Below are 26,267 nucleotides of genomic sequence, written 5' to 3'. Positions count from 1 at the left end.
CAGGAGGGATTATGACGCCTATTTTAGAAGTCGGTGAGATGGTTATCTCTACTGATAAAAATGATTACTTATTTAGACCATCGTTCATCAATATGACAAGAATTGGTGAACCTAAGCAGATTGTGGAAGCCTACGGTCAGCTAAATGGCGCAGAGGTGCAAGAATTAATTACTCGTGCAGTAATGAATTACAGGGTTATTCCTGAGTGGCTAATAAAGGCCATTAGTAAACCAACATACGGACGCAATATCCTACAAACTGCAATGATGGTTATGCAGGCGTGCTGTGATGACGATTGTTCGGAAATCATTGGTGAATGGAAATTAGGTAAGCGCGGTATCGTCTATAAAAACGGCAAGATGCCAATTGCTGACATTATCGTCATTGCCCGAGAATTATTCACTCACGGAATTATCGGTAAAGCGAAGATCCGCAAACTTCAACGCAATGAAGGTAAAAACGAATTCTCAGATGAGTTCATGGCAATTGACTACATTAGTTCTGCTCGTGCTCATTTTGGTATGAATCGAGAAGAAGCCGAGCAATTAACCATGACTGAATTTCAGATGATGCTCAGGGCTAAATATCCCGATGAGAAAGGCTTCACTAAAGAAGAGTACGACAACATCATGAAGCAAGATGATAAACGTAATGATGAGCTGATCAGCGGTAAGCGTAGATTAGTGAGTAGAAAACGTAAATGAGTTAGTTTGCTTTCTTTTGCATCACTATCTATATAACATAATAACAAATTAACTAACGAGGATGGTGTTGTGAAAAGGTTATTAATATCTTCTTTTTTGGTTTTATCTGCCATGGTTATTTCTGGTTGCGCACAAGAAAAGCAAATTAACTACAATCAGAAATCATCCATGCTTTCATTAGGAATGGATAAAGATCAAGTAAGAGCAGTTCTTGGAGACCCTAGAAGAACTGAAGTTAATACAGAAAGAGAAAGATGGGTATATTGGGGTAAAGTTTATTATGGATATACTCCGGTAGATAACGAGCAGTTATCTCAGGATAAGTTAGTTGTGACATTTCAAGAGGGTAAAGTTACCAAATGGGGGCAGCAAACGCTTTCTGATGATGCATTAGAGATGTCACAAAAAACAATTGAAGCTACTACTAACGCAATAAAAGCATCACAGTAAAATACTTTAAAGATTATACAACCCTGCCAACTGGCGGGGTTTTTCATTTTAAGGATCCGATAAATGGCAAACGTAGGCGAAATTGTTTATCAAGTTCAAATGGATGTTCGGCAATTGCTTACATCGCAACAGCAGTTAGAGCAACGCCTTAATCGAATGGATAGTAGCTTTAACCGAACGTCTCAGTCGGTAAATAACACAGAGCGTTCAATGCAGTCTCTATCCAAGGTTGCGGCGGCTCTTACTGGTTATTTATCTGCTTCAATGGTTGTCAGTTACTCCGAGGCGTGGACTGAATTAAACAACAAACTATCTAACTCAGTTCGCGCAAGTGAATCACTGATTGATGTCACACAGCGAGTATTTGATATCTCTCAAGCAACGCGATCTAGCCTTGATGCCACAGCAACACTCTACGCGCGATTAGAGCGAGGAACGAGAGAATACAACACATCAGCAGCGGACTTGGCAAAATTAACATCAATTATTAACCAAGGTTTTATCGTCTCTGGTGCTACTGCACAGGAAGCAGAAAACGCCATTATTCAGCTATCACAAGGTATCGCCTCTGGCGTTCTCCGTGGTGAGGAATTTAACTCGGTAGCGGAACAGGGTAGCCGTTTGATGGTTGCACTTGCTGATTCACTAGGAGTAAGTATAGGTCAGCTTCGTAAAATGGCAGCAGAAGGCAAGTTGACCACTGATGTTGTTGTAAAAGGGTTATTGTCTCAGGGGGATGCAGTCGGTAAGGAGTTTGCCAAAACCACTCGAACAATGTCACAGTCATTTCAAGAAGCAGGGAATAACTTAACTAAATTCCTTGGTGAAAATACAACAATAAAATCAACCATTAGTGCGTTTAGTGATGCGGTTATTACGGTTAGTAAGAATTTAGATGAGCTTAGTTCTGTCTTGACGGTAATCGCCGCGGTGGTTGGCTCAAGATATGTTGGCGCATTAGCTATGGCTACCAAGTCAAAAATTATGATGGCAGCCGCTTCGCGTCAAGAGTCAGTCGCCACACTGCAATCAGCGAAAGCCAGCGAGTATGCTGCAAATATGTCAGTCAGAAAGGCTCAGGCAGATTTAGCTTCTGCCAGATCGGCCGTTGCTCTCGCTCAAGCAGAGTATAACGTTGCGAAAGGAACGTTAGCGGAGGCAACCGCTCTTGATAACTTAATCGCTAAAAAATCATTAGCCTCAAAAGCTGCAATAACATTAACCCAAGCAACCCAAGCGCAAACAGCAGCAATGGCAAACTCAGCAGCCGCAGCAAGAGCTGCATCATTATCTATGGGTTTGTTGCGTGGTGCTATGGGAATGTTAGGTGGCCCTGCTGGTGTGGCCATGTTAGCTGGTGCCGCAATCTATTACTTCTATCAGAAATCAGAGCAAGCAAAACAAGAGGCTAGAGATTTTGCTGATAGCATAGATCAGTTAACAGTAAAATTAAAAGAGCTTTCATATCAAGAGATTGCTAGAGATGCTCAAGATGCTAGAGATAAACAAGAGCTACTACGCCTTGAGATGAAAGAGCAGGAAAAACAGCTATCAGCATTAAGAGCTCAACTTGAATTACAAAAAACAGCATTAAAAGACCAGCCAGAGCTTATTGATAAAAACACCACAAGGATCTTGCGTGAAATTACAAAGCTTGAAGGTGATTTATCTACAAATAGAAAGCGTCTAGAGTTAACCACAAAATACCTCACAGACGCTCAAGATGAATACAACAGGAAAGCAAAAGAAGCCATTGATTTAAGTGTTAAGAGTGCAACAACTCTTGATATTGAGAAATCAGCTTTTGGAAGGATTACACAGCAGATAAAGGAGGCAACTGCTGCAAAAGAAAGTTTTAACTCAACTCAATTGACTGTTGAACTCTCAGAGAAAGGGTTAGATCTAAAGAAATCATTTGAGCGAGAAGCTAGATTAGCTAACGCCAAAAGCGAGATTGAAAAAAGGAAAATACAGGTTGAGTTTTACGCAGAAGATAATGGGATTACTGATGATAAGGAAATTAATAAGTTAAAACAATATGCTGTTACAGCTCAAGAGGCAAGAGACGCTGAATCAGAGCGCAACAGCAAAACAAAGGAATCAACCAAAGCCACAGACGCTGCTTATGAAGCATTAAAGCGTCAAAGAGAAGAAATTGAGCTTTTAAACAAAGGTTACAAAGACGGCTCTCTTGAAATGGCTAGGTATGACGCAGTTAAGTCTCTTGGTGACACTGCAACATCAAGTCAAATTGAAACCGCAAAGCAGTTAGCAGAAGAAAAGTACAATATACAGAGAGCAGCTAAAAACAAGGAGCTTGCTCTTGAGATTGACACGATAAGAAAGCTAGATGAAGAGAGAAAGTCAAGATTAAACACGCTAGATGAGCTACTAGCTAGTGAAGATATATCTTTTGAACTTCATCAAATTAAACGCCTTGAAATAGCAAGCGAGTATTCCCGAAAAATAGCAGAAGAAAACGCCAAACTTTCAGCTAATCCAATTGAAGATAATAGGGCGCAGTTCGATCCTGTTCAGCAATTGAAAAATGAGAACGCTAAAAAACTAGCGCTCATGGATAAGTATTATGCGGATGAAATGGCAATCATTAATCAAGCGTATGCAAATCAACAGATCTCACACGAGCAATTTACGACAGCTAAACAAATCACTGACGCACAATACCTTCAGATAAGAACAGCGCAGGAACGGCAATTCAACGAACAGCAAACTGCCGCGCAATGGCAAATGTTAAGCCAGCAAAGCTTAGGTTTTGACATGCTTACATCAGCTGTCGATGCAATGGCAGGAAGTGCATCGAATGCCATTACTGGATTATTGACTGGTACCATGACTGCCGCCGATGCAATGCGATCACTAGGTAACACAATACTAAACAGTGTTGTTAATTCCATCGTTCAGACTGGTGTTGAAATGCTGAAGAATTTCATCATTGGTAAAACAATGGGCGCTGCTGCCGTTGCCGCATCTATGGGCGAAGCGGCTGTTGTTGCTTCCGCATGGGCGCCTGCCGCTGCATTTGTTTCTCTTGCTACTATGGGGGCTAATGCCGCGCCAGCTAACGCAAGTTTAGTTGGAACTACTGGTCTTGCTTCAACATTGGCAATTGCTGGAGCTCGTAAAAATGGTGGCCCTGTTGATGCCGGTTCAATGTATCGAGTTGGTGAAGGTGGTAAACCTGAGATATTCAAGGCTAACAACGGTCGTCAATACATGATACCCGGTGACAATGGAAAGGTTATTTCCAATAAAGATATGCAGGGTGGCGGTATGAATGTGAATGTTGTTTTTAATGACTATTCATCTAGTGGCCACAAGTTTGATGCGCAGACATCACAAGATGGAAATACGCTAACTATTCAGGCATTCATTATGGATATGGATAACAAAGGCCCTATGCTTCAATCCATCACAAGAAACACATCGGCAACAGCGAGAGCAAGAGGTTGATATATGGTTATTAACTACCCTGACTGGCTTCCTCTAGCGCAGAAAGCCGATAAAAGCATGACGCTAGATACTGGTTTCTTGACAGATCAACCACAGGTAGGCGCACCTATATTTCAGAAGCTCACTAATGACTTAAAAACTGTATGGAATGTGAATTGGATATTTACACTTCAACAGGAGCGTGCGTTTGCGCAATGGTTGCGAAGTCCTAACTATCTTGATAACTGCAATCGATGGTTCAGGATGAAAATTAATCTTGGAGGCAGTGGGTTGCAAGAGCAGGAATTGCATTTTGTTTCCTACCCTGTGCAAACCAGTATTAATGGATCTTCTGTAACATGGACCGGTCAAGTTATTAGCAAGAAACTTTATAATTCAGATGATGAATTCGACGATATTATTGTTGAGTTTCCGCCATCATTTGGAAGTTGGCTTGATATTATCGTTACTGAGACTCTACCAAAGTATAAGGAGTTGTAATGCCTACACTAAGAGAGTATCGAGCGCAAAGGCCAAACAGAATACTTTATGAGACACTGCAATTTAGTCATCCGTCATTTGGTGATATCTATCTTGTGTCTTATCAGGTGTTCCCAAAGGTTCTAGGTGGGGTTGAATATCAGCCGTGTAATTTCGAACTATCGGACAGCCAGCAAAGCCGAACGCCCATCATTGATGCCAGTGTTAAATTCAGCCGTGTCGCAAAAGACTTTAAGCAGAAACTTAAACTATGGAAATCATTCAATAGGATGACACCAATAGAGGCTACTTATCGCTTGTTTGACGAGAAAGACAAAGGTACGGCCATTACTCGATGGAAATTATTTGTGAAAGATGTGTCAATGGATCATGAAAGCGTCACTGTCACGCTATCTATGAGTAACCCATTGAATAAAAACATTGGACGCATTTATGAACCGCAAGAATGGCCGGGCTTGGAGGCTGTATGACAATTCAGGATTTCATCGATAAAACTATCGGTAAACCTTGGAAAAACCGGTCTTGTACATTTGATTCTATGGATTGCTGGGGGCTCGTCGTTCTCTATTATCGTCACGTTCTAGGTATTGAGATCCACCATGACGCAGGCTATGAGTCTGAAACGGATTTTGTTACTTGCTATAAAAATGAAGTTGAGTTTTGGGAGAAAGTAAATCAACCAGAAAATAACGGAATATTTATAGGCTATATAGGCTCAAAACCCGCTCATATTGGTTTGATTATCGATGGTAACGCATTACATAGTCGAGGTGAAAACGGATCGGTGAGAATGGATAGGTTGATTGTTCTTGAGAGAAAGTTCACTAAGTTGGAGTTTATGAAATATGCCAATAATTGAAATTCAGCGTGTCGCTGGAGTGCCAAAAGAGAGAGTCGAGATAAAAGCCGGCTCTCTTTTTTTTGATTGGTTAAAAGGGCAAAACTTTCATCATGACGTTGATATCTATGTTAACGGCGTAAAGCTTAACGACGATGATCACCTTGACTTTATTGTTAGTGAATTTCATCACATTCAAATATTCGACCAACCAAAAGGGATTATTGGCGACATTCTTAATCCAGTATTTAAGTTTGTTTCAAAGATATTTTCATTCTTAGCGCCCAAAGCACCATCATTTAGCGCGGCGGATGTAAATGCAAAGGAAAGCCCTAATAACCGATTAACAGGCCAGACCAATATAGCGAGAACATATCAGGCTAGGCCTGAAATTCACGGACAAGTTAGAGCTTTCCCCGATCTCATTCAGCAATCAATGTTTGAATACATAGACAATAAAAAGATGGTTACTGAATGGATGAACTTTGGCATCGGTTACTACACGATTGAGAATGTGAAATATTCAGAGTCTGAATTAATCGCCCTTGATGGTGCCAGTTATCAGATATTCCAACCGGGTGAAGTAATTCCGCAGATATTCGAGGGTTTCGAATTCCCTGATGTTGACGGCCAAGAGATACCAGGGCCAAATGAAAGTGACGAAATTCCACAATATGAGGCTACTGCTAACAATGTTATTTCTGGTGAAATTAAAGGTGGTGAGGCGGCCATAAAGATAGAGAAACAAGATGAGTTTCGATATTTTATGGATATCGTAAAGCCTAGATCAGTAAGCCTTGTTGTTAATGTGACTTATGATACTCCGCAGGGTTCGGTTACAAAGGATATTAAGGTTGATGCTTATCTATCTGATGCGAAAGAAAGTGATGATGGCGCTATTATTTCACCAAAATATTACTATGAATTCTTTTTCACTAATTTAACCGGTGGTGATTTGGCAACTCTACCGCCTAATGCAATAGTCAACACATCAAAGTTTATTCTCTATGACAACCAATTCCTGACAGTAGGGCCTTTCTTCTCTCCACTTGATGGTGGTGAGTTATGGGTGCATTTAAATGCCCAACTTGGTGATGGCGATTATGCTAATGCAAGAATTGAATTCTGGAAAGTTGATGAGAATAACAATGAAGTAGCTGGAACAAGAGAGTCATTCAATAGAGGGTTCCCATCTGCACCAAAAACAAAAACATACTATCTAACGGAAAAATTCAAGCCGTTAGCTGGATATGGAAGATATGCGCTTCAACTAACTCGATTAGAAAACAGTAATGATCACAGCATTCTTAAGCTAGAGGAAGTCTTTATTGTTAGAGAGAGAATTAACGAAGTACATGAAGAAGATACACTTGTTAAGGTAACAGTGAGGGCAACGGAGGCACCAACGGGAACAAGAGAGCGTAAATACAACGCACTGGCTACACGTCATGTTATTAGTTACGACATGAATAGCCGTAGCGTTGATTATACATTAAGACCATCACGATCATTTGCTGATGCGGTCGCTCACACTTGGCTAGTTACCGCAGGACAGCCAGAAAGTACCATAGATTTATATGGTTTGTATTCAATCTATGAATCACTTCCAGATAAGCGTTTAGGATATTTTGATTACACGTTTGATGATGAAGATGTGTCACTTGGTCAACGCATAGAAACAATATGCAATGTTGCTCGTGTTATTTCATTTTGGGATAACGGTGTACTTACATTTACTCGTGAGGAGGAAAAGCAATATCCATCTGGAACCTTTAATAGAGCTAACACGACAGGAAACGGATTCTCACTCTCTTATGATATGACAATGCCGAGCGGTAATGATGGTGTTGAAATCGAATACGTAAACCCTAAAACAAACAAAAAAACCTACCTTAAATATCGTATTGAAGATAACAAGATAATTAACAAACCCGCTAAAAACCCTAACAAAATAACCATCCACGGATGTCGCAATGAGTATCAGGCGATAGATAGGGCGCTGTTGGAAATGGATAGGTTAATACATCAGCGTATGAGTATCAGCGTGCAAACCCTCGCAGATGGTGATTATGTTTATCCAGGAGACTTAATTATTGTTGCTGACACATACGATAAGAATCAACAGGCGGGTTATATAGTTGAGAGGATCGGAAATCAATTTTCAACAAATGAAAAAGTTGTCTTTGATGGTGAGATGTTTGTTTGTATCACTGATCATCTAGGTAATACGACAGAAAGGTTTAAAGCCACACCAAGAAGCGATACAGCTTACGGATTTATCGCTGATGTACCTGATATCCAGCTAAATATTTATGACGGCATGAGTGTTCAATCTCCGTCACGTTACGTTATATCCAATATCGTTGAAATGGACTCAATGAGATGGATTGTAAGCGACAAAAAGCCTAATGCGGATGGAACTTTCAGCATTACAGCAAGTGAGTATTTTTCTGCAAAGAAAGATTACAACGTTTAATTAAATTCATTTCAATCATAGCCAGCCTAAGTGCTGGCTTTTTTATTGGGAAAAATTATGTCTACAATTCCAACACAAAATCCAGTTCCAAGTGAATCTGCAAGTGACCTAAAATTTAATGCAGGAAAGGTGGATGAGTTCGTTACATCAAGTAATCACTTTTACACTGACCGTTTTGGTAAAAAACACTATACAATAGATGGTATTAACTATTTATCAAAACAGGCAATGCTTAACTATGGCTATATCACGAAGAGGTCTTTTGAATCGGGTAATACCATCATCAATCCTAACGATGTTCTTCTCTGGGAAGATAATGGCGAATACTACCGATGGGATGGTGCGTTGCCAAAAATAGTTCCTGTTGATTCAACTCCTGAAAGTTCTGGTGGTATTGGCGTTAATGCTTGGATGAGTATAGGTGATGCTAGTTTACGTTCAGAGATAAATGTTGTAGTTAGAAGATTTAAAAGTTTAGGTGATATTATTTCTAATTTAAATTTAAAAATTGGAGATAGAGTATCAGCTGAGAATTACTACGAAAACGGCAATTCAGGGGAGTTGTTTTTTACTGTGGTTCCTGCTGACACAGGTATTGAAGATGGCGGTAAATTTATAAATTTACATAACGGATTGCAATTGAAGCAAAACATAAAGATGCCGTGCGATCCTCGCGCGTGGGGGGCTGTTGGTGATGGAGAAATTAGCAATGCCACAAAAGATACGAAAGGCTTGCAGGGGGCGATAAATTACGGCTCAGTTTATGTTAATGATGGTAAGTATTTTATTAATAAAACAACAAAAATAACAAGTAATAATGGCGTTAATTCTAGTCGTGTAGCAGTTCTTCATTACATCAATGAGGTCGGTGAGTGTATTTACATAAACGATGGAAACAACGAGATTGCTGATACTGAATTTAGAGTAAGAATAATCGATGGAGGAAAAGATAGGGCCAATTCTTGGTCAATAGTATGTGAGAAGGTGACAAGATCATTAATCGATTTTGAGATAATACCAAGCAATGATTATCAGCAGATATATGGATCACTGAGCAAAGATGAAAGGCTGGACTTGAGGTTTGGATTGAGGTTATTTAATAATTCATATTCAAATTCAATTGAGTCAAAGTTATTCCAATCAACACTGCGCCTTGAGTCACCAGACAATAATATTGTTGAGCCGGCAATAATATGGTCGAACAATCGTAGATTTTCAGTTTATTTACTGGCAGCATCGAATCTTTTTTCAGGAGTTCAGATCGTGCCAGGTAATGAAGCTGGTATTTATTCACCTACAAATGATATGACTCACCTACAAATTATAGGTTGCTACTTTGACGGAAATACCAGATTGCAGTCAGATATTGCAACTGGCACCCCAATAAAAATAATAGGAAGCTTAAGGCGGAGTGTTATTTCTGATAACAGATTCTTTATTCCAGCAATGGAAAGCATTAATATTGGCGGCAGTTTATTAGCATCAACATTAACATCTAATTTCTTTTCAAATGGTGATTCGGCTGATACTGGTGTTGGTGATATTATAATAAACCACTCATCTGGAAGCGTTATTTCTAGTAATACATTTTTTAGGAACAATGCGGCTGAAAAAACAGGAAAGGCAAGGGTAAACTCACCTCAATCACCAGTTATTATCAAAACAGCATTAGAGTATGATGAGCCAACGATAGTAAGTTCCAATTCACTATCTGGTAATTCATACTACAGCAATTCTCTCTACCCAGAAAAAAGTGCCGTCATTACAAAAAACAACCACTCTAGAATAAATAACTACGGAACGTTAAGTTGCAGATATACTGATAATCAAGATCTTAAGTGTTATAAAACATCTTTAACTAGAGAACAGTTAGATAATTTAGGAAGTGGGGAGATATATGTTGATACACTATCTGACATTGGTGTTTCACCACCAGATCATCAGCTTGGTTATGTAAAAACAACCATTGTTCAAAATAGAAATAACTTGGAACCATTGAGTTATGGTAAACAAGAAATTATTTTAGAAAAGGACATGCTGATGTATGTGAGAATAAAAACTGCTGGAGTGTGGTCTAGTTTTAGGCGGATATAAGGCAAAACCCTGACATCTTTTGTCAGGGTTATATTATCATCTTCTTTTTATTGAAAATTTCTCCTCTACGAAGTGGTAAGACAGCATAGCCATTGCGGTGTTTATGATTGCCGCATATATCCACATGTCCACATTATCAATGCCATTGAACATATATTTATATTTATCAAAAAAGAACATTATAGGTAGTTGCATTAAATAAAATGAGTAACTTATTTTCCCTAAATAAATGGGGATTATAGTTATTTTATTTTTAACTATATTACTAGAGGCTAAAACATATATTAATAACATAGTCATGGAGACAGTCGTTAAATTATTTTGAGTGTACCCTCTATTGTGCACTGGTGATAAAAATAGCAACGCATAAATAGATATGATCAATGACAAAAGCAACCATTTCTTACTGAAAATGTAATTGTATTTAAAGAAAATAACACCGATAGCAACGCCGCAGATAAATTCAGCTAATCTGTAAATTGGTACAGAGTAATATAGTGGGAATGTGTATTTATCACTAAAAATCATCGTTATCGGCACTGTTGCGCTGGTTATAACAAAGGCTATAACTAAGGTTCTTATTGGTTTTGCCATTATCAATGGAAATATAATTGGGAAAACTAAATAGAAAAAAAGTTCAGTTGATACTGACCACGAACCACTAAAATTCCAAAATGAAAATGCTTGAGGTATCCAAGCCTGAGTTCCTGTGATAAATAAGGCTAACCCAGATGCTATGCCACGAGGATCTTTATCAACCAAGAAAGGGATGGTTAAAACCCCCATCAGGAAATACGCTGGATAGATCCTCATAATTCTGGCTTTTATGTAATCGCTTCTAATTCCATTTCTTGATGACCAAGCCATAACGAAACCAGATAGAACAAAAAAGAAGCTCATTCCAATGGCGCCATTATTGACCACTAACCTCATCCAATCAGGCATATCTAAGGGCAATCTTGAATTACAGTGAAATAAAAACACATAACCAGCAGCTACAAACCTAAATATTGTCAATCCATGAAGTGAATTTTGTTTTTTCATTTTATGCATATGTAAAGTTTTATATGTTAATAAGTTTAAATAATAATATCACCTATAATAGGTATTCACTATTTTGCTTTCTATACGCATTAGCAGATATCGATAAAGCGTTAACAGCAGACATTTAGCGACCATATAGATTATATGGCATCATGGGCTAATGAATGTTTTCTCTAGCCCATTAATAATATAATTAAAGGTTTAGATGTTTTTTTAATACATTGTTTGCTATAAACAGTGAACCTTCTAAAGTAAGGTGACCATAATCCCAGACAAGAGGAGTGTTATTATTATCAACTTTAGCGATACACACACTGTCTTGACAAAGTTTCTCTAGTATTGAGATGACTTGTAAGTCATCACTAGTGTTAAAATATCTTATGTTTTTATCAGTATCAATAAGTGATTTATCAAAGGAAATATCGTTAAACTCCAATTCCTCCCGGTCAGGATGACGTAACGCAATGGCTCGAGGAAGAGATGGGTTCCATTGAGGCACCGGACCTATGAGAATAAATTTAGATGTAACATTATTCTTCCTTAAAGTCTTAATAATTGATTCATAATCCGTCTTATCATGTTCGTTTTGCTGGGCAAAAATAATAAATTTGGGGTTTTGCTCAATAGCTACCTCAATCGCCTTTGTGTTAGATAAATTACATGCCTTAGCGAACTCATCATTAAGAGTATTTACTTTTGAAGATGGTTTACATGCTGATGTGGCAATTTGGCTAAAAGGCATATTATTAGGTAATATATTCCTTAATCCATGAGATAATGCTTGCGCATGAGAATCACCCCAAAGTAACACCCCATCATTATTTATTTTAGATGTGCAATTTGAAGCTATTATAGGTTTAGCTTGCTTTAACTTGTCGTCATAAAAATTACATTCATCCATGTACTCTTTGCGTATTGCATCATTGAGATAGTTATCTCTACTGAATTTATTTATGTACTCATAACGGCTATTAGACACTAACTTTCTATACTCAACATCCATGCCATTGTTAAAAAAAACAAAGGAATAGGTAACAATAGAAAAAAATGATAGAAATAATACTTTAGACTTGGCTAACTGTAGGTATTTTGATGGGAAAAAATACTTTTTACTTTCAATAAATTTGTAGCTTAAAAGCCCAATAATAAATGATAGTGGCACACCTACAAATAGCCAATTTGAAATTCCAAAAAAATACCCAAAAACAACAATCGGCCAATGCCATAAATAAATAGAGTATGAGGTTTTCCCTATTATTTGAACTGATTTTAATTTGAAAATAGCTACATCATTCAAATTAGCAATAATAACTAAATAAGTACCAATAGTGGGAATTAATGTATATGCGCTTGGCCACGGTGTTTTTTCATTAAAAAATACAATAGAACATAGGATGGATAGACATCCTAAAATTAAAAGAGCCTTCCTTTGTATATAGTTTAAGTTTGGTTTAAATAAAAATGCAACCCCACCAATGAGCATTTCCCATGCACGTGATGGGAAGTTGAAATATGATAGATTAGGATTTGCCCTAGTTTGGTGAATACTGTAGAAGAAAACGATAACCGTTAGAAGCAATAATATCTTTTTAGTTTTACTAAAGCCAAATGCTTTTATCAGCATTGTTATTATAATCGGATAAATAATATAAAATTGCCATTCAACAGATAATGACCAAGTATGTAATAACCACTTTTCATATGATGATGATTCAAAATACCCTGATTCTAAAAAATATATATAATTAGATAAAAAAAGCATGCTACTCGCAGCATGTTTTGATAGTGATCTATAATCTAAAGCTGAAAGAAAAAACCACCCAAAAACCATGACAATGAAAATCATAAATAAAAGTGGTGGAATTATTCTATTCACTCGAGACATATAGAAATCTAATAATTTGAACTTATTTTCATTCAACCTAGTTGTAATAATTGATGTCATTAAATAGCCAGATATGACAAAAAACACGTCAACTCCAGCAAACCCACCTGGAACAATATTTTTATTGAAATGAAAAAAAACCACAGCAATAACAGCTATAGCTCTGAGTCCATTAATATCTGTTCTAAAATTTTTACTTTGCATATTAGTTATGTATAGTTTATCAATTAATAAATTCTTGGGATAATATCACTACATCTAACTAAGATCACTAATCACTCTGTTTTCAAATACTGCACTGAATTCCCATCAGGCAACTTCTTACTTCTCTCACGATAAAACGCTAATCGTTCGTTAAAGTACGCTCGTAAATGTACTGGTTGTTGTCGTTCAACTTCGGACGCAACAACTGGCATATTGAGTCGTTCTTTATATGCGACACCTGAAGCAGCTAAATCGACATTGATTTTGTCTTTTTCTTCTTGAGATAAGTTTGCGAGGTTCATAACAGTTCCATTTAGTTTTTGGAGAGTATATCAGGAAGGTAGTAGGTGGGGGCGTATAGGGGGGCAAAAAATTACCGCAAACTTTCTCGAACTAACTAGCGATTGAGAAAATAATTTGCGGTAATCGTCTGCTAATCTTGAACTAACTCGAACTTTTTAGATTTGTGATATCTGTACTCCCATATCATGAGTATGCAGGTGTAGTGCCTTATCATTTGATAAAGGTGACTTTTCTTTTATATAGCTAATGTATAGCTGTATAAGAAATACCTAATCAAAACAGAATGGGGCATCTTGCTCAATGTCATTGCATAGATGATATAAACTTTCGAATGTAATTAACCATTTGAATACTTATACTTTTATGATAATGAGTGCCCCGATTTGTGCATAAAGTATAAACACATCATTTTATTGATGTGTGCTTTTGCACATCTATATCAAAGCAACTCACTCTTTTATCTCTTCTTAATATTAAAAACGGATAAAAAGCGATTATTAAATAAGTGACTTAACCCATTATTCTATGGAACAGTAAGGTTATAAATAATATAAGAGAACATTATTATGGTTGAGGTTATTTTTTCTGTCTATCCAGAATCAGGTGCGCCTAGAAATGTCACTGGCCAAATATTAACTAAAGAATATGGTTCACTTTCAGATTTTGAATTGGCAAAAATAGATGAAATGATCTGTCTTCAACATGGTGAGAATGAAGAAGAGATTTCATTATGGAAAGTAAAAAATGTAAAACGCATTATACGAAAAAATAAAGATGTCTATATTGTTTCTTGCTTTTTTCATTTTGAGTTTAAATAAATATTAGCTAGAACTCACATACAAATGTGAATAGGTATGATAGTACTAAGTTTTTTATAACTTGATGAAAAAATAATGGGATTGCTGGCTAAAGCACTGATAGGTGCATTTGTAGTGGTATTAATTGCTGTTTTATCGAAATCTCGTCATTACTATATTGCGGGATTAGTGCCACTATTTCCGACTTTTGCGCTAATAGCCCACTATATTGTAGGTGCTGAACGTTCTATTGAAGCGTTACGAACCACCATTATTTTTAGTTTATGGGCAGTTATTCCTTATATGGTTTATCTAATTTCACTCTATGTCATGATAAACTATGTGAAATTATTTACAGCACTGGCTACGGCGGTTATCTGCTGGATCATCTCGGCTTGGTTACTGATTCAACTATGGAACAAATTTCATGGATAGAGCATTTGTTCTTTCCTATTTATTCCCATGCCGAAAAATAAAAATAGAGAGAATATGAGAAAATCACTACAACAAAAAATAATTCAAATATGTAATGACAAGATTTCAGCCAAAGGAGAGGGCGTGGGATTATCCTTTTATGCTTTTTTTGCAAATAAAAATGACAATCCTGAATTATTAATGGAAGCTGCAACATGGTGGATAATGACGCATAAATTGGATCACTTTGAAAAAGCAATAAAAATAAAAAAATTAGTGCAATCAGAAATGGAATATCACGCCTGATGTTTCTACAATGCGGTTCATTTTTTATAAAACAATTTTATTAAACTAAAAATTATTGATTATTATCACATTAAAGCGAGTCATAAAACGCTATGGTAATTACATGATTAATAACGTAAACGGTGATGATATGGAATATTGGTTTATTGCGTATAAAGTGCGTTCCAGAAATGGTGATACCTACGCCGGACATAAAATTGTAGAAACAGAAAGTGGGATCACACCCCATATTGCGTTAGATAAAGCATGTCAGGAAGTTGCTGAAGGGGCACAAGCTGATATTCCTGCTGTGAGAGTAGTCGCTTTTAATCGTTTATAAGAAATTCCATCTACTTAATAGAAATCCTACATTTAATTATGTGGGATTTTTTTATATAAATACCACTCTAGTAATGACTATTCAGCGCATTACTTTATGTCTTTATTCCAAATTAAAAATAATTAAAAACTAGAATATTTACTTATATTATTTAATTGTCTTGATCTAACAACGTTTTTTTATTTTTTTATTTAAATAAAATTCAATTATGTGATCTCAACTCTGCTAATTCATTTTTTATAATTGAATAAAAAAAGGCTTATGGGTAATGTGCTGGTGGGCTAAGGAATAGCTCAATACAAGGAAATAAAAATCATTATTTTGATTTTTTAGTCATTAATAAAAGGAAATTTGATTATGACAGTATTAACCGTTTATTTATGTGGTACCGGCTCTAACTCATTTGATAATATTAATCCTACCTTTTGGCAAGGGGAATTAGTTGCCACTTTAGCGCAAAACAACCAAGGACGAGAGTTCGCACAGTGGTTTATTGTTGATGGCCCTGGTAGTGGTAATCTACAAGAAGATGATTTATGGGTTGAAAGTCCTAATTACTCTGATATCAAAGGTTCACTTTTTGGTAGCGGGTGGGAAGAAAACGTCAACCATGCGCTTTGCTTAATGAAAGGTAACTTTGATTGGCAACGTGAAAAACTGACGGAAGAGCAGTATAACCAACTGAAAAAAGCCGGCATTCCTATTGAAGATGTTAAGGTAACAGGCTCTTTTTTATGGCGTAAATATGACTATGGCGATCGTCATGTCACTCAACAGCAGCTCCAGCAACAAATTATTCGTATTTTTCGCAAAGATGGCATTATTCCAACACAAGTTAACTTAGTGGGTTGGAGCCGTGGTGGTATTACTTGCCATATGCTAGCAAATGCGATGTTGGCAGATCCTCAATTAAAAGATATTCCTGTGAATATTTTTGCGATTGACCCCGTTCCAGGCCCTCTGAATTTTCAACCTGAAAAAGTCACACTTGGTAAAAACGTCAAAGAATATGTTGGATTTTATGCAAAAGATGAACGTTCAAAAGGATTTACTTGCGTGATCCCAATGGTTACATCTGACACTAAAATGCATATCTTTCCTATTTCAGGTCGTCATGCCACATTAGTGGGTAATGCCTCTATTGATGGTAGTGAAGGTGAAAATGCGTTATATGCACCAAGTTTAATAGTACGCCATTTTGCCGAAGTGTGTTTAACGCGCTGGGGCTGTGATTTAGCAAATAAATTAGCTTTAACGGATACACAAATTACGAGCTACCATACTGATATTGTGAATAATGCAGATAAATACATTGCAATGCGTCGAAAAACTTATTCTATCCATGAAAGTACGGGCAACGATGAACGTAAGGTTTCATTAGGTAAAGAAGGTAAGGCATTCTCTGATATCCAAGGTGAACAATATAAGCCTACGACAGGGTTAATATCGGATTACCTTTCTAATCAGCAACTTTATGATGTAATTAAATAAATTATTACTTATCAGATAATTATGAACTAATATGTCGCCTACGATCTAGTGGGCGACTTTCATTTTTCTATTTTCGTTAAATAATAAAAAATCATATCTGTGATATAACATATTGCTTTAATATTATTTTAAACCACGGAATAAAGCACATGAATTGGATGTTAAAATCATTCTCACAACTTACGACGGATGAGCTTTACGCTGTTTTAGCCTTAAGAAATCAAGTTTTTATTTGTGAACAACAATGTGCTTATCAAGATTTGGATGGGGTAGATCAAGACACATTACATCTGTTTGCAAAAGGAGACGATAATCAGCAAATTATTGCTTATGCTCGTTTATTACCTCAAGGTATTGCCTTTAAAGAAGCATCAATAGGGCGAGTGATTGTCGCTCAAAATCGGCGGGGAAGTGGCATTGCTCATCAATTAATAAAAGAGGCGATTGCAACGACATGTCGTCAATTTAATACCAATAAGATAAAAATAATGGCACAGGCTTATTTAGTATCATTTTATCAATCACATGGTTTTGTTATCGATTCAGAAATTTATCTTGAAGATAACATTCCACATATTGATATGGTTTTAGAGCAAACAGCTTAATAAGAAGATAAAAATATAAAGTCATAAGTGCTATTTTTACGTTACCGATAACAAATTAAGCTGAACATAAGACATTGTATTGCTAAGTAAAGACGCCATTAGCTAATAAAACCGCTTTTGGCGCAGAGGAGAGTTATTTAAGGTTGAGATCAGGATAATAACTATGTTCTGTAAACTGACCATAGCTATTTTGTACCCTCTGCTCTTGTTCAGTCTGTCTAATTAACACGCCGAGCTCATCTAGACGAGCCCGTAATAAATTTCGCGTCTCATTTTCGTTTTCTAAGATTTTCTTTAGCATATCTGTGAGGCGTTGTTGTAGTCTCAGCTCACTATCTGCAGGTTTTATCATCTTAGTGATATTTTCTACGCTTTTTAAATAATCCATTTCCATTTCTATCAGCTTATCCCATTGCTGATCTTTGGCAAGCGTTAACATTTGCTCACTTGATTTTAAAACCTGCTCGTAAGCCACCATAATATCCATATTGTTGTCCACTCTCGTTTAATAAGAATTAATCTGTGTGCCGATTTGTTGCCAAGCATCAGAAATTTCAGTTAAGAGCTTGATGACTTCATGAATTTTTTCTGGGTTATTGTTTAAATTGGCATCGAGTAGCTGATTAACCATATAGTCATAAAGGAGCTCCAGATTCTCTGCAAGCTCGCCCCCTTTTTCTTTATCCAGACCTTGTTTTAATCCGTTGCCAATAATATTAATGGCTTTAGAAATATTTTCGCCTTTACCAGCGATATTCCCTTGTTCCATTAATATTAAGGCACGGCGAAGGGCGCTAAGCGCCCCATTAAATAGGATCTGGATCAGCTGGTAAGGCGTGGCATTTAAAATCTCGCTTTCAACGTCGATTTGAGCATACATTTTACTGGCTGATTGTTGATACATAGTGTCCTACTTTTAAAAATTACATTAATAAACGGCCGATTGAGGCACTAGAGTTAGTCATGGAGTTGATCATTTTATCTAACTGTTGGAACTGGTTTTTATAACGTTCCATCGTGGCAGCAATATTGCGTTCCGTGTTTTTAATTTGACTATCTAATGTTTTCTTGCGTTTTTTTACACCGTCAGTGGCAATATCCAATGTACCATCATTAGATTGCAGCGTTTTTTTCAGGTAATTATAGGTTTGAGTACCAAAACCGGTTTCTTTACCATCACCCATAAAAAATTCTTTAACGTTAGCGGGTTTTTCTTTTAATGCTTCATCCAGTTTTTTGCTATCGATATCTAAAGAGCCATCAACCTTAAATTTAATCCCCATTTTATTGAGGGTGTCTAGATCTGATGTATTTTGTGAGCTTGTAACAAAACTCTTTAGTTCAGACATAATCATACGGCTGGTGGTATCGCCAAGTAATACGCCATTATCTTTAGACGCGGTTTCACCTTTATCTACTTGCGTATATTTAGTCAGAGATTTATAAGTACTGTTTAATTCGTTATAAGCGTCTGTCCAAGCTTGGATAGCTTTTTTCATTGGCTCAATATTACGAGCAACAGTCACGATTTCAGGTTTATCGGTTTTGTCTTTATTATCAAAGGTCGTTTTTTTAAGATTTAAGATGATCCCTTCAGGTGCATCTTTAATCTCATTAGTCTGACGCTCAATTTCAATACCATTGATCGTTAATTTGGCATTATTTGCTTCAACGATTTCCTGCATTGCGCCAGTTTTACTGCTTGAAGAGTAGCTAATGAAATTATTAAGTTCGTCATCTCCTTCCACTTTTATGGTCATTTCTGACTCAGTACCTTCTTTACGAGAAGTGAGTACTAAGTGGTTAACACCATCTTTAGCTTTAACGATAGTTGCTGAAACATTTCCCTCTTTTTTATTGATTGCATCGCGCAATTCAATCATAGAAGTTTGATCGTCAGTTAACTCAATACGTAATGGTTTTTCTTCACCTGGTTGGGTAATTACTAAAGTACGATTGTTACCTTCACCTAATGTTTTTCCAATAGGTATTTTTACATCATTTACAGCTCTGGATTTTAATGTTTGTGCATGAGCAAGCTCTTTAATAGATACGGTATAGTTACCAATACTGGCTTTACCATCCGTCGTCACTTTAAAGGCGTCAAACTCATCATCAACTTTTGTTGCAACAATTTTATCGAATTTTTTTAAATCTTCTGATGCTTTTTGTAACTTATCAAGTTGGCCACGAATTTTACCATAAGCGGTAATTTTCGCTTCGTAGCTTTTCATCTGTTTATCAAGGGGTTCAAGGCGTTTATTTTCCGCCGCCTCTAATTGTGCCAATGTTTGGTTAAGAGGCATCCCTGAGCCCACGCCTAGTGAAGCAATACCAGCCATACCGGTCTCCTTTCTGTGTTCGTAAAATAATCCTCAAAAACCGTTATCGGTAGAATCGGCGAAAAGTTTACGTCTATTTGGTATTTTTGATGACGTAAACAGGATGCCATATAGAAGCCTTTTATTGGCATTGGTGACCAAAGTCGAATTTAGAGGAGAGAAAAAAAGGTTTAGGCGAAAATTGATAAAAAATAAATAAAAAAATAATAAATTAATTTCTTTATTTATCATTGGTTTGATGTGAATTCTATAAAAAAACGCAGAAATATTTGTAGGAAAAGTTAAAGGTTGTATGTGGGGTGCCGATAAACTTGTTGCCGGTGATTAACACCGAAAATGAATAGGCAAACTTTTATTTTATCGACTTGATTTTAAAGGAATCTAGCTATGGCACAAGTCATTAATACCAACTATCTATCTCTGGTAACTCAAAACAACCTGAACAAATCTCAGGGAGCTTTAGGAAGTGCAATCGAGCGTCTGTCTTCTGGTCTACGTATCAACAGCGCGAAAGATGATGCTGCAGGTCAAGCGATTGCTAACCGTTTCACTTCTAACGTAAATGGTTTAACTCAAGCTTCACGTAATGCGAACGATGGTATCTCTATCGCTCAAACTACTGAAGGTGCGCTGAACGAAATCAACAACAACTTACAACGTATCCGTGAGTTAACAGTTCAAGCTAAAAACGGTACTAACTCTAACTCAGACATCACTTCAATCCAGAACGAAGTTACTGAGCGTTTAGCAGAAATCAACCGTATCTCTGAGCAAACTCAGTTCAACGGCGTTAAAGTACTGAGCGGTGAGAAGTCAGAAATGACTATCCAAGTAGGTACTAACGATAAAGAAGTTATCAAATTTAACTTAGATAAAGTTGATAATGATACTTTAGGTGTTTCAAGTGACAAACTGTTCACTGAAACAACAGTTTCTAAAGGTGAGAAAAAAGCAAGTGCTGATGATGCTGATATTGCTGATTTAGGTGTTGCTGGTGGTACTGCATTAAAAGCTGGCTTAACAGTTAAAAAATACGAAGAAGACGGCGCAGTTGTTGCTGGTAAATTCGTTGCAACTGAAGGTGGTAAAAGTTACTTAGTTTCTGCTTCTGACTTTGAAGCGGATGGTACTACTGCAACTCAAATCAACTTAAAAGCAGGTTCAGCGGTTGCTGGTAACGAATTTACTGCAGTTGCAGGTAAAGACGTTAAAACTTTAGACGTTAAAGATGATGCTCTGGCTACTTTAGACAAAGCTATCAACACAATCGATGAAAGCCGTTCTAAATTAGGTGCGATTCAAAACCGTTTTGAATCTACTATCAACAACCTGAACAACACGGTTAACAACTTATCTGCTTCACGTAGCCGTATCTTAGATGCTGACTATGCAACAGAAGTTTCTAACATGAGCCGTGGTCAAATCCTGCAACAAGCGGGTACTTCAGTACTTGCTCAAGCAAACCAAGTACCACAAACTGTTCTGTCTCTGTTACGTTAATTCGTACTCTGACACAAAAGATACCTTTCTATATTCAAAAGGTCCTCGTAAGAGGGCCTTTTTTTGTTTTTGTGTTGAAAAGTATTTATATTTTTTCTTCATCTATTCAGTTACATGCTTATGTATGTAGCTAGACGTTTTTAAGAAATAGATTCACTGGCCACTTAGTTCTGCACTTTGAATTATTTAGAATATAGGTTCTCAGTCTATTATATTTAAACCCACTTTTTTTTAGTTTTATTTTTTCTCTCAATCTCTTTTACTTTTTTCTGCAATCAATTACTTCTTATAAATTAACTGACTGGCTTTTTTTGCTATTTTCGCGACGCCAAAAATCGTAAAACCCTCGAAATTGATGACGATAGTGTTTAGGCAACGTTATTACAGCGACGTAATAACAAACCTATTCATTGAAAAGTATTTTAAAATCAAGTCGAAGGAAAATATTATGGCACAAGTTATTAATACCAATTACTTGTCACTGGTCACTCAAAATAATTTAAATCGTTCACAAAGTGCGTTAGGTAATGCAATTCAACGTTTATCTTCTGGCTTACGCATTAATAGCGCTAAGGATGATGCGGCGGGTCAAGCGATTGCAAACCGTTTTACTTCTAATATTAAAGGCTTAACTCAGGCTTCGCGTAATGCGAATGATGGTATTTCCATAGCCCAAACCACAGAAGGGGCATTGAATGAAATTAATAATAACTTGCAACGTATTCGTGAATTAACCGTGCAAGCAAAAAATGGTTCTAATTCAGATTCCGACATTAAATCTATTCAAGATTGCGTTTTACTTTAGATGATGGGAAATATTAATTTATATTAATCAGCCAGTTAAAAGAGTTAGATGTGGCTTTTTTCTGGCTTCATTCTTCGAGTGTGTCGAAATTGTGACGCGCTCACTGTATTTGGTTAAATGTTCACCACTTAAATGGGCATACCTCTTAACCATTTCTAATGTTTCCCATCCTCCCATTTCTTTTAATACCATTAATGGTGTTCCACTCTGAGCATGCCAACTTGCCCATGTGTGGCGCAGGTCATGAAATCTAAAATCTGTTAACCCAGTTAATCTAACTGCCCGTTCAAAATCTTCAAGACCGATAGATCGTTTTCTTTTTCCTGTTCTCGTAAATATATATTCAAATTCTCTTGGGATATTGCGTAAAATATTTACAGCATCTTCATTTAAAGGGAGAGGGCGACCTCGGTTAGATTTTGAGTTTTCAGGTGTTACTATTGCAACCCCTCTATCTAAGTCAACATTGCTCCAAGTTAGGGATAGTAACTCACCTCGTCTTGCTCCAGTTAATAATGCCAAGCTAACTAAGTCTTTCATCCATTTTAGCTTTAGATTATCAATGAGCTCAATTGCCACTTCCTTTTCGATCCATCTAACCCTGACAACTGGTTCTCTAAACGATGGAACATGCGGTTTTTCTTTTATCCATCCGCTTTTGTGAGCTAATGAAAATGCCCTCATAATAAATGAACGATACCTGTTTTTGGATGCGTTAGAGAGTTTTCTCTTTGTTTTCGTACTATACACAGGCAGTGAGTTCGTAATCTCATCACTAGTAATAGTGGATAGTTTTCTGCCCTTGAAAATAGCTAGGAAATACCTTGCATTAGTTTGTGCATTTGCAAAACTTCGATGACTCTCAGCGTTTCTTAGCGCCAAAATCATCATCTCATCGAATGTTCGTTCTGGCGATTTATCTAATTTATCTATCTGCCACAGGTCGTATTTTAATTTATCGTGATACTCCTGAGCCTTTACCTTGTTCGTGGTGCCAGTAGATCTCCTAATTCTTTCTCCACTTGGAGATGTGACATCAATCCAGTATGTGTTACCTCTTTTGTAGATCGGCATTTTGAATTTCTCCTGCCACCGACCACAGCCAGCCGGTAAACATTATTGTCATTAAACTGCGCCTGTTCAAACTTTTTCAGGCTATCCTTGTTAGCTCGCCATGAACCACCCACCTTAAACATGTAATATTTTGGTGGATTTTTATAGATAGTCGATGGTGAGAGTTTTAGCTTCCCTGCAAACTCTTTCAATGTCATGCAGTCATCTTCCATTCTTCTCTTCCTTTTGCAGATTTCTGATGTATTGGCACATAACATCTTTGGTGTTGTACTTTGTGTGATTTAGAGGCTTAAACTTCGGTGTGTATTTATCGAGGATCTGAGTGGTTAGTTTGTCGTTTGGTATTCCGTGGCTTCTGAGTTCGATTAAGCATTCCTTTGCTATTTGCCGTCTCGCGTTTTCCATTGCCTGTGCATTCATAGTCTTTGCCTTTTATTACGCAAAGTGACCATGTATGATCTACGGCAGTTTTCTATTTCGACTGGGTAGATATTCTTTCCTATCTTTATTTTATGATTAACGATTATTCCAGTTCGATTATATTTCTTTTTATGGGCTTCCAGTGCCTCATTAATAGCTATCCTTTCTGTGGGCGTGACTTCACCGCGAATTATTAATCTCATAATTCACCTATGCTATTTTCCATTCATTTAATATTCTATTGCCGATATTAATTAACTCGTCTCTATCGACAGTATTAATTATTTTTCGTGGCTTGATATATGGTCGCCATATTAAAAGCATTGAGCCTTTATTATTTCCATTGACGGGTTTGTTTGTACCAGCATTAATAAATGATATTCTTCCTCCTGTAATTAATCTCACCTCATCGACTGTTTCTAATGCAGAATTAAACCAACCGACAGAAGTATCAGCAGGAATTAACATCACAACAGGTTGCAATTGCTTTTTACATTGTTCGGCGGCTTTATTAATCCAAGGCTGAATATCTGAATATGGCGGGTTAATCCAAATACCGCCATAACTTTCCCAGTCGCAATTTAACGAGTCGTCTTTTTCAGTGAGGTAACGTGAACAGAGCGCATTATTTTTATCGGCGGCGGCATCTAAATAGAAACCAAATTCAGCGTCCAGTGCTGTAAATAAAGGTAGGGGAGTTTGCCATCTATCACGCAGTTCCTTTGGTGTATGGCTACCTCCGTAGTCAGCCTTCATTCTCCGCATCCTTCATTAATAAATATGCTAAGCATATGGCACGAGTTAATTTTTTATCTTCTGCTACATTCCAACCAGAGCCACATTGCCAAATTTCATCTACATAGCTAATGGCAATTTTATTTGTCTCTACTAGGCTCATTGCCATAGCGTGACCAAAGAAATCAATCCATTCTGTTTCTTCCCATGTTTCTTCATTATCATATTTAATATTGGCTTTTAGTTGGCGCTGGAATAACTTTAAACTTCCAGTGCGTTGCTTGATATCTTTATACTGAATGCAATCATCCTTACAATTAAGAATGAATACCTTTTTATTAATCTCGAAATCAGAGAGTTCGGTGTATTTATTCATTATACAATCCCGTTTGTTTTGCTGATAATTCAACATCATTATGAAATGTAGTTAATCGATTAATTAAATCATCGGCTGGAATATCAGCATTTAATAACTCTTTCCATAATGCAGTACATCGAACTTGAAGTTTACTCCCAATATCTTCATTTCTAAGTCTTATCATTCCAACATCTTGAGCATCCCAATTAATACGATTAAGTAATTGATTTCGTTTATTCATCTTTCATCACCTCCCCACAAATAACTTCAACATTCCTCACTGACATTAAATATTCAGCACGTTTATTGCATTCCGATTGCGTGTATAAATCATCAGATATTGGCACTACATGATTGTTCATAATTAACAACAGGACGAATAGCTTCATGTTTATTTTCTCTATATGCACATTTGAATACGTGAGCAATAACATCAACAGTCCACGCATTGCCGTAACATTTATATGACTGTGAATTTGAAACTATATTTTCACACCAACCATCGGGGAACGTTTGTAACCTTGCACATTCGCTAGGGGTTAATTTTCTATATTGCAGAGTGTTATTATGTTCCCATGAATTAGATGTGAGTGTTGGTGACTTTTCAGTGTGAACACCTCCATTATTTTTACCTCGAGGACGCTGATAGATTGCTACTTTCGGCTCTCTGTGCCCACCCTGGCACGTTGAAAGCGTTGGAGCTTTTCCAGCATCAGAATAAACGCGCAGTATAGACTCGTTACCTCTAATGTCAGATGCATTGGCAACATGAATTAATCCGTCTTTAGATTGCTTAATGCGCTCTCTTGGTTCGCATGGTCTAAATACTATTTGCCGTCTGGATTTATTTAGGTACTGATTTAAATTTGTTCCTTTCGAGTAATTAGCATCAATACAATATGACTTTTCTCTATCAGTAATACTGTCATCATCAATAATATCTTTCAGCAAAATACCTTTATCCTCTGGCTGGCTAACTTCAAAATTAGTCCAATAATAACGCTGTCTATTTTGTGCTGATAATAATGAACTATTAATAAGAGTTTTATTTACATAACCTAATGCGCGCTCCGTATGTAATGTTATATATTCCTCAAATTCCTTTTTCATTTTTACATTTTCGAGCATGAATTTAGCATCTGGATTATTTTC

28 protein-coding genes and 1 pseudogene are annotated in these 26,267 nt (G+C 36.8%); 16 read left to right on the top strand and 13 right to left on the bottom strand.

Translation table 11 applies throughout. The annotated features are described in order from the left end of the window. Positions 1–11 precede the first annotated feature (11 nt). The 8 genes from GWJ05_RS08375 (at position 12) to GWJ05_RS08340 (ending at position 10,513) form a co-directional block, all read left to right on the top strand. Entirely contained in the window at positions 12–704 is a 693-nt protein-coding gene (locus GWJ05_RS08375; protein WP_161681337.1) for a DUF6246 family protein, read from the top strand. 69 nt (positions 705–773) lie between these two features. Further along, positions 774–1,154, top strand: a complete 381-nt coding sequence (bamE, locus tag GWJ05_RS08370) for an outer membrane protein assembly factor BamE domain-containing protein (protein ID WP_337247521.1) — start codon at positions 774–776, stop codon at positions 1,152–1,154. Between the two features lie 63 nt (positions 1,155–1,217). Then, positions 1,218–4,625: a tape measure protein gene (locus GWJ05_RS08365; protein WP_161681336.1), complete on the top strand. Its 3,408-nt coding sequence runs from the start codon at positions 1,218–1,220 to the stop codon at positions 4,623–4,625. A gap of 3 nt (positions 4,626–4,628) precedes the next feature. Continuing rightward, on the top strand, positions 4,629–5,105 hold the full coding sequence (locus GWJ05_RS08360) for a hypothetical protein (protein WP_161681335.1): 477 nt from the start codon (positions 4,629–4,631) through the stop codon (positions 5,103–5,105). Beyond that, on the top strand, positions 5,105–5,575 hold the full coding sequence (locus tag GWJ05_RS08355; RefSeq protein ID WP_161681334.1) for a DUF1833 family protein: 471 nt from the start codon (positions 5,105–5,107) through the stop codon (positions 5,573–5,575). Before GWJ05_RS08360 ends, GWJ05_RS08355 begins: the two co-directional genes overlap by 1 nt. After that, entirely contained in the window at positions 5,572–5,964 is a 393-nt protein-coding gene (locus tag GWJ05_RS08350) for an NlpC/P60 family protein (RefSeq protein WP_161681333.1), read from the top strand. The genes GWJ05_RS08355 and GWJ05_RS08350 overlap by 4 nt, the downstream gene beginning before the upstream one ends. After that, on the top strand, positions 5,951–8,419 hold the full coding sequence (locus GWJ05_RS08345) for a host specificity factor TipJ family phage tail protein (RefSeq protein WP_161681332.1): 2,469 nt from the start codon (positions 5,951–5,953) through the stop codon (positions 8,417–8,419). Before GWJ05_RS08350 ends, GWJ05_RS08345 begins: the two co-directional genes overlap by 14 nt. Positions 8,420–8,476: 57 nt before the next feature. Further along, entirely contained in the window at positions 8,477–10,513 is a 2,037-nt protein-coding gene (locus GWJ05_RS08340; RefSeq protein ID WP_161681331.1) for a hypothetical protein, read from the top strand. Between the two features lie 36 nt (positions 10,514–10,549). Here the strand turns inward: GWJ05_RS08340 and GWJ05_RS08335 are convergent, their stop codons facing one another. The 3 genes from GWJ05_RS08335 to GWJ05_RS08325 all read right to left on the bottom strand — a co-directional run bounded on the left by GWJ05_RS08335 (position 10,550) and on the right by GWJ05_RS08325 (position 13,948). Further along, positions 10,550–11,557, bottom strand: coding sequence for an acyltransferase family protein (locus tag GWJ05_RS08335; protein ID WP_161681330.1), 1,008 nt, complete (start codon positions 11,555–11,557; stop codon positions 10,550–10,552). 193 nt (positions 11,558–11,750) lie between these two features. After that, positions 11,751–13,646 (bottom strand): acyltransferase family protein, encoded by a 1,896-nt coding sequence (locus GWJ05_RS08330; RefSeq protein ID WP_161681329.1) that lies wholly within the window; start codon positions 13,644–13,646, stop codon positions 11,751–11,753. Positions 13,647–13,717: 71 nt separating this feature from the next. Further along, complete coding sequence (locus GWJ05_RS08325) at positions 13,718–13,948, bottom strand: DNA polymerase III subunit theta (protein ID WP_161681328.1); 231 nt, start codon at positions 13,946–13,948, stop codon at positions 13,718–13,720. A 567-nt stretch (positions 13,949–14,515) separates the two neighbouring features. Here GWJ05_RS08325 and GWJ05_RS08320 point away from each other — a divergent pair. From GWJ05_RS08320 to GWJ05_RS08295, 6 genes are all read left to right on the top strand, one after another. Beyond that, a complete protein-coding gene (locus GWJ05_RS08320; protein ID WP_036935774.1) occupies positions 14,516–14,767 on the top strand; it encodes a hypothetical protein in 252 nt (83 codons plus the stop codon). A gap of 75 nt (positions 14,768–14,842) precedes the next feature. Beyond that, a complete protein-coding gene (locus tag GWJ05_RS08315) occupies positions 14,843–15,181 on the top strand; it encodes a GlpM family protein (RefSeq protein WP_179951916.1) in 339 nt (112 codons plus the stop codon). A gap of 54 nt (positions 15,182–15,235) precedes the next feature. Further along, the gene (locus tag GWJ05_RS08310) at positions 15,236–15,466 is read left to right on the top strand and encodes a DUF6500 family protein (RefSeq protein ID WP_036938942.1); all 231 of its coding nucleotides are present in this window, start codon (positions 15,236–15,238) and stop codon (positions 15,464–15,466) included. Between the two features lie 103 nt (positions 15,467–15,569). Next, positions 15,570–15,785, top strand: a complete 216-nt coding sequence (locus tag GWJ05_RS08305) for a hypothetical protein (protein ID WP_006533140.1) — start codon at positions 15,570–15,572, stop codon at positions 15,783–15,785. Positions 15,786–16,142: 357 nt separating this feature from the next. Further along, positions 16,143–17,276: a hypothetical protein gene (locus tag GWJ05_RS08300; RefSeq protein ID WP_103004597.1), complete on the top strand. Its 1,134-nt coding sequence runs from the start codon at positions 16,143–16,145 to the stop codon at positions 17,274–17,276. A 149-nt stretch (positions 17,277–17,425) separates the two neighbouring features. After that, the gene (locus tag GWJ05_RS08295) at positions 17,426–17,881 is read left to right on the top strand and encodes a GNAT family N-acetyltransferase (protein ID WP_036935779.1); all 456 of its coding nucleotides are present in this window, start codon (positions 17,426–17,428) and stop codon (positions 17,879–17,881) included. 133 nt (positions 17,882–18,014) lie between these two features. Here the strand turns inward: GWJ05_RS08295 and fliT are convergent, their stop codons facing one another. The 3 genes from fliT to fliD are packed head-to-tail and all read right to left on the bottom strand — an operon-like array spanning position 18,015 to position 20,223. Then, on the bottom strand, positions 18,015–18,368 hold the full coding sequence (fliT, locus tag GWJ05_RS08290) for a flagellar protein FliT (protein WP_036935781.1): 354 nt from the start codon (positions 18,366–18,368) through the stop codon (positions 18,015–18,017). An 18-nt stretch (positions 18,369–18,386) separates the two neighbouring features. Further along, a complete protein-coding gene (fliS, locus tag GWJ05_RS08285) occupies positions 18,387–18,785 on the bottom strand; it encodes a flagellar export chaperone FliS (RefSeq protein ID WP_036935783.1) in 399 nt (132 codons plus the stop codon). Positions 18,786–18,804: 19 nt separating this feature from the next. Further along, entirely contained in the window at positions 18,805–20,223 is a 1,419-nt protein-coding gene (gene fliD, locus GWJ05_RS08280) for a flagellar filament capping protein FliD (protein WP_036935785.1), read from the bottom strand. Positions 20,224–20,610: 387 nt separating this feature from the next. On the opposite strand from fliD, the gene GWJ05_RS08275 reads away from it, so the two are divergent. Together GWJ05_RS08275 and GWJ05_RS08270 are read left to right on the top strand one after the other, a co-directional pair. Continuing rightward, positions 20,611–21,723: a FliC/FljB family flagellin gene (locus GWJ05_RS08275; RefSeq protein ID WP_115370765.1), complete on the top strand. Its 1,113-nt coding sequence runs from the start codon at positions 20,611–20,613 to the stop codon at positions 21,721–21,723. Positions 21,724–22,171: 448 nt separating this feature from the next. Further along, a pseudogene (locus tag GWJ05_RS08270) lies at positions 22,172–22,513 on the top strand (flagellin N-terminal helical domain-containing protein); the annotation flags it as partial. 42 nt (positions 22,514–22,555) lie between these two features. Here the strand turns inward: GWJ05_RS08270 and GWJ05_RS08265 are convergent. The 7 genes from GWJ05_RS08265 to GWJ05_RS08235 form a co-directional block, all read right to left on the bottom strand. Continuing rightward, complete coding sequence (locus tag GWJ05_RS08265; protein ID WP_161681327.1) at positions 22,556–23,602, bottom strand: tyrosine-type recombinase/integrase; 1,047 nt, start codon at positions 23,600–23,602, stop codon at positions 22,556–22,558. Continuing rightward, positions 23,506–23,814: a hypothetical protein gene (locus GWJ05_RS08260; protein WP_161681326.1), complete on the bottom strand. Its 309-nt coding sequence runs from the start codon at positions 23,812–23,814 to the stop codon at positions 23,506–23,508. Before GWJ05_RS08260 ends, GWJ05_RS08265 begins: the two co-directional genes overlap by 97 nt. A gap of 204 nt (positions 23,815–24,018) precedes the next feature. After that, positions 24,019–24,225, bottom strand: coding sequence for a DUF4060 family protein (locus GWJ05_RS08255; protein ID WP_087802142.1), 207 nt, complete (start codon positions 24,223–24,225; stop codon positions 24,019–24,021). A gap of 7 nt (positions 24,226–24,232) precedes the next feature. After that, positions 24,233–24,778, bottom strand: coding sequence for a phage N-6-adenine-methyltransferase (locus tag GWJ05_RS08250; protein WP_161680943.1), 546 nt, complete (start codon positions 24,776–24,778; stop codon positions 24,233–24,235). Beyond that, a complete protein-coding gene (locus GWJ05_RS08245) occupies positions 24,768–25,133 on the bottom strand; it encodes a hypothetical protein (protein ID WP_161680941.1) in 366 nt (121 codons plus the stop codon). The genes GWJ05_RS08250 and GWJ05_RS08245 overlap by 11 nt, the downstream gene beginning before the upstream one ends. Beyond that, positions 25,126–25,356, bottom strand: a complete 231-nt coding sequence (locus GWJ05_RS08240) for a hypothetical protein (protein WP_161680939.1) — start codon at positions 25,354–25,356, stop codon at positions 25,126–25,128. Before GWJ05_RS08240 ends, GWJ05_RS08245 begins: the two co-directional genes overlap by 8 nt. A 92-nt stretch (positions 25,357–25,448) precedes the next feature. Then, positions 25,449–26,267: DNA cytosine methyltransferase (locus tag GWJ05_RS08235; protein WP_202612567.1), on the bottom strand; the 819-nt coding region annotated here is incomplete at its 5' end.

This window comes from Proteus sp. G2626, assembly GCF_009915985.1.
Lineage (GTDB): Bacteria > Pseudomonadota > Gammaproteobacteria > Enterobacterales > Enterobacteriaceae > Proteus > Proteus vulgaris.
Note: the sequence above shows the minus strand (reverse complement) of the source record. Positions and strands in the feature narration are given on the sequence as shown.

What these genes read in the sequence shown, in the direction of transcription:
- GWJ05_RS08375 (WP_161681337.1), top strand. Translation starts at nt 12, where the DNA reads ATGACGCCTATTTTAGAAGTCGGTGAGATGGTTATCTCTACTGATAAA.
- GWJ05_RS08365 (WP_161681336.1), top strand. Translation starts at nt 1,218, where the DNA reads ATGGCAAACGTAGGCGAAATTGTTTATCAAGTTCAAATGGATGTTCGG.
- GWJ05_RS08360 (WP_161681335.1), top strand. Translation starts at nt 4,629, where the DNA reads ATGGTTATTAACTACCCTGACTGGCTTCCTCTAGCGCAGAAAGCCGAT.
- GWJ05_RS08355 (WP_161681334.1), top strand. Translation starts at nt 5,105, where the DNA reads ATGCCTACACTAAGAGAGTATCGAGCGCAAAGGCCAAACAGAATACTT.
- GWJ05_RS08350 (WP_161681333.1), top strand. Translation starts at nt 5,572, where the DNA reads ATGACAATTCAGGATTTCATCGATAAAACTATCGGTAAACCTTGGAAA.
- GWJ05_RS08345 (WP_161681332.1), top strand. Translation starts at nt 5,951, where the DNA reads ATGCCAATAATTGAAATTCAGCGTGTCGCTGGAGTGCCAAAAGAGAGA.
- GWJ05_RS08340 (WP_161681331.1), top strand. Translation starts at nt 8,477, where the DNA reads ATGTCTACAATTCCAACACAAAATCCAGTTCCAAGTGAATCTGCAAGT.
- GWJ05_RS08335 (WP_161681330.1), bottom strand. Translation starts at nt 11,557, where the DNA reads ATGAAAAAACAAAATTCACTTCATGGATTGACAATATTTAGGTTTGTA.
- GWJ05_RS08330 (WP_161681329.1), bottom strand. Translation starts at nt 13,646, where the DNA reads ATGCAAAGTAAAAATTTTAGAACAGATATTAATGGACTCAGAGCTATA.
- GWJ05_RS08325 (WP_161681328.1), bottom strand. Translation starts at nt 13,948, where the DNA reads ATGAACCTCGCAAACTTATCTCAAGAAGAAAAAGACAAAATCAATGTC.
- GWJ05_RS08320 (WP_036935774.1), top strand. Translation starts at nt 14,516, where the DNA reads ATGGTTGAGGTTATTTTTTCTGTCTATCCAGAATCAGGTGCGCCTAGA.
- GWJ05_RS08315 (WP_179951916.1), top strand. Translation starts at nt 14,843, where the DNA reads ATGGGATTGCTGGCTAAAGCACTGATAGGTGCATTTGTAGTGGTATTA.
- GWJ05_RS08310 (WP_036938942.1), top strand. Translation starts at nt 15,236, where the DNA reads ATGAGAAAATCACTACAACAAAAAATAATTCAAATATGTAATGACAAG.
- GWJ05_RS08305 (WP_006533140.1), top strand. Translation starts at nt 15,570, where the DNA reads ATGATTAATAACGTAAACGGTGATGATATGGAATATTGGTTTATTGCG.
- GWJ05_RS08300 (WP_103004597.1), top strand. Translation starts at nt 16,143, where the DNA reads ATGACAGTATTAACCGTTTATTTATGTGGTACCGGCTCTAACTCATTT.
- GWJ05_RS08295 (WP_036935779.1), top strand. Translation starts at nt 17,426, where the DNA reads ATGAATTGGATGTTAAAATCATTCTCACAACTTACGACGGATGAGCTT.
- fliT (WP_036935781.1), bottom strand. Translation starts at nt 18,368, where the DNA reads ATGGATATTATGGTGGCTTACGAGCAGGTTTTAAAATCAAGTGAGCAA.
- fliS (WP_036935783.1), bottom strand. Translation starts at nt 18,785, where the DNA reads ATGTATCAACAATCAGCCAGTAAAATGTATGCTCAAATCGACGTTGAA.
- fliD (WP_036935785.1), bottom strand. Translation starts at nt 20,223, where the DNA reads ATGGCTGGTATTGCTTCACTAGGCGTGGGCTCAGGGATGCCTCTTAAC.
- GWJ05_RS08275 (WP_115370765.1), top strand. Translation starts at nt 20,611, where the DNA reads ATGGCACAAGTCATTAATACCAACTATCTATCTCTGGTAACTCAAAAC.
- GWJ05_RS08265 (WP_161681327.1), bottom strand. Translation starts at nt 23,602, where the DNA reads ATGCCGATCTACAAAAGAGGTAACACATACTGGATTGATGTCACATCT.
- GWJ05_RS08260 (WP_161681326.1), bottom strand. Translation starts at nt 23,814, where the DNA reads ATGGAAGATGACTGCATGACATTGAAAGAGTTTGCAGGGAAGCTAAAA.
- GWJ05_RS08255 (WP_087802142.1), bottom strand. Translation starts at nt 24,225, where the DNA reads ATGAGATTAATAATTCGCGGTGAAGTCACGCCCACAGAAAGGATAGCT.
- GWJ05_RS08250 (WP_161680943.1), bottom strand. Translation starts at nt 24,778, where the DNA reads ATGAAGGCTGACTACGGAGGTAGCCATACACCAAAGGAACTGCGTGAT.
- GWJ05_RS08245 (WP_161680941.1), bottom strand. Translation starts at nt 25,133, where the DNA reads ATGAATAAATACACCGAACTCTCTGATTTCGAGATTAATAAAAAGGTA.
- GWJ05_RS08240 (WP_161680939.1), bottom strand. Translation starts at nt 25,356, where the DNA reads ATGAATAAACGAAATCAATTACTTAATCGTATTAATTGGGATGCTCAA.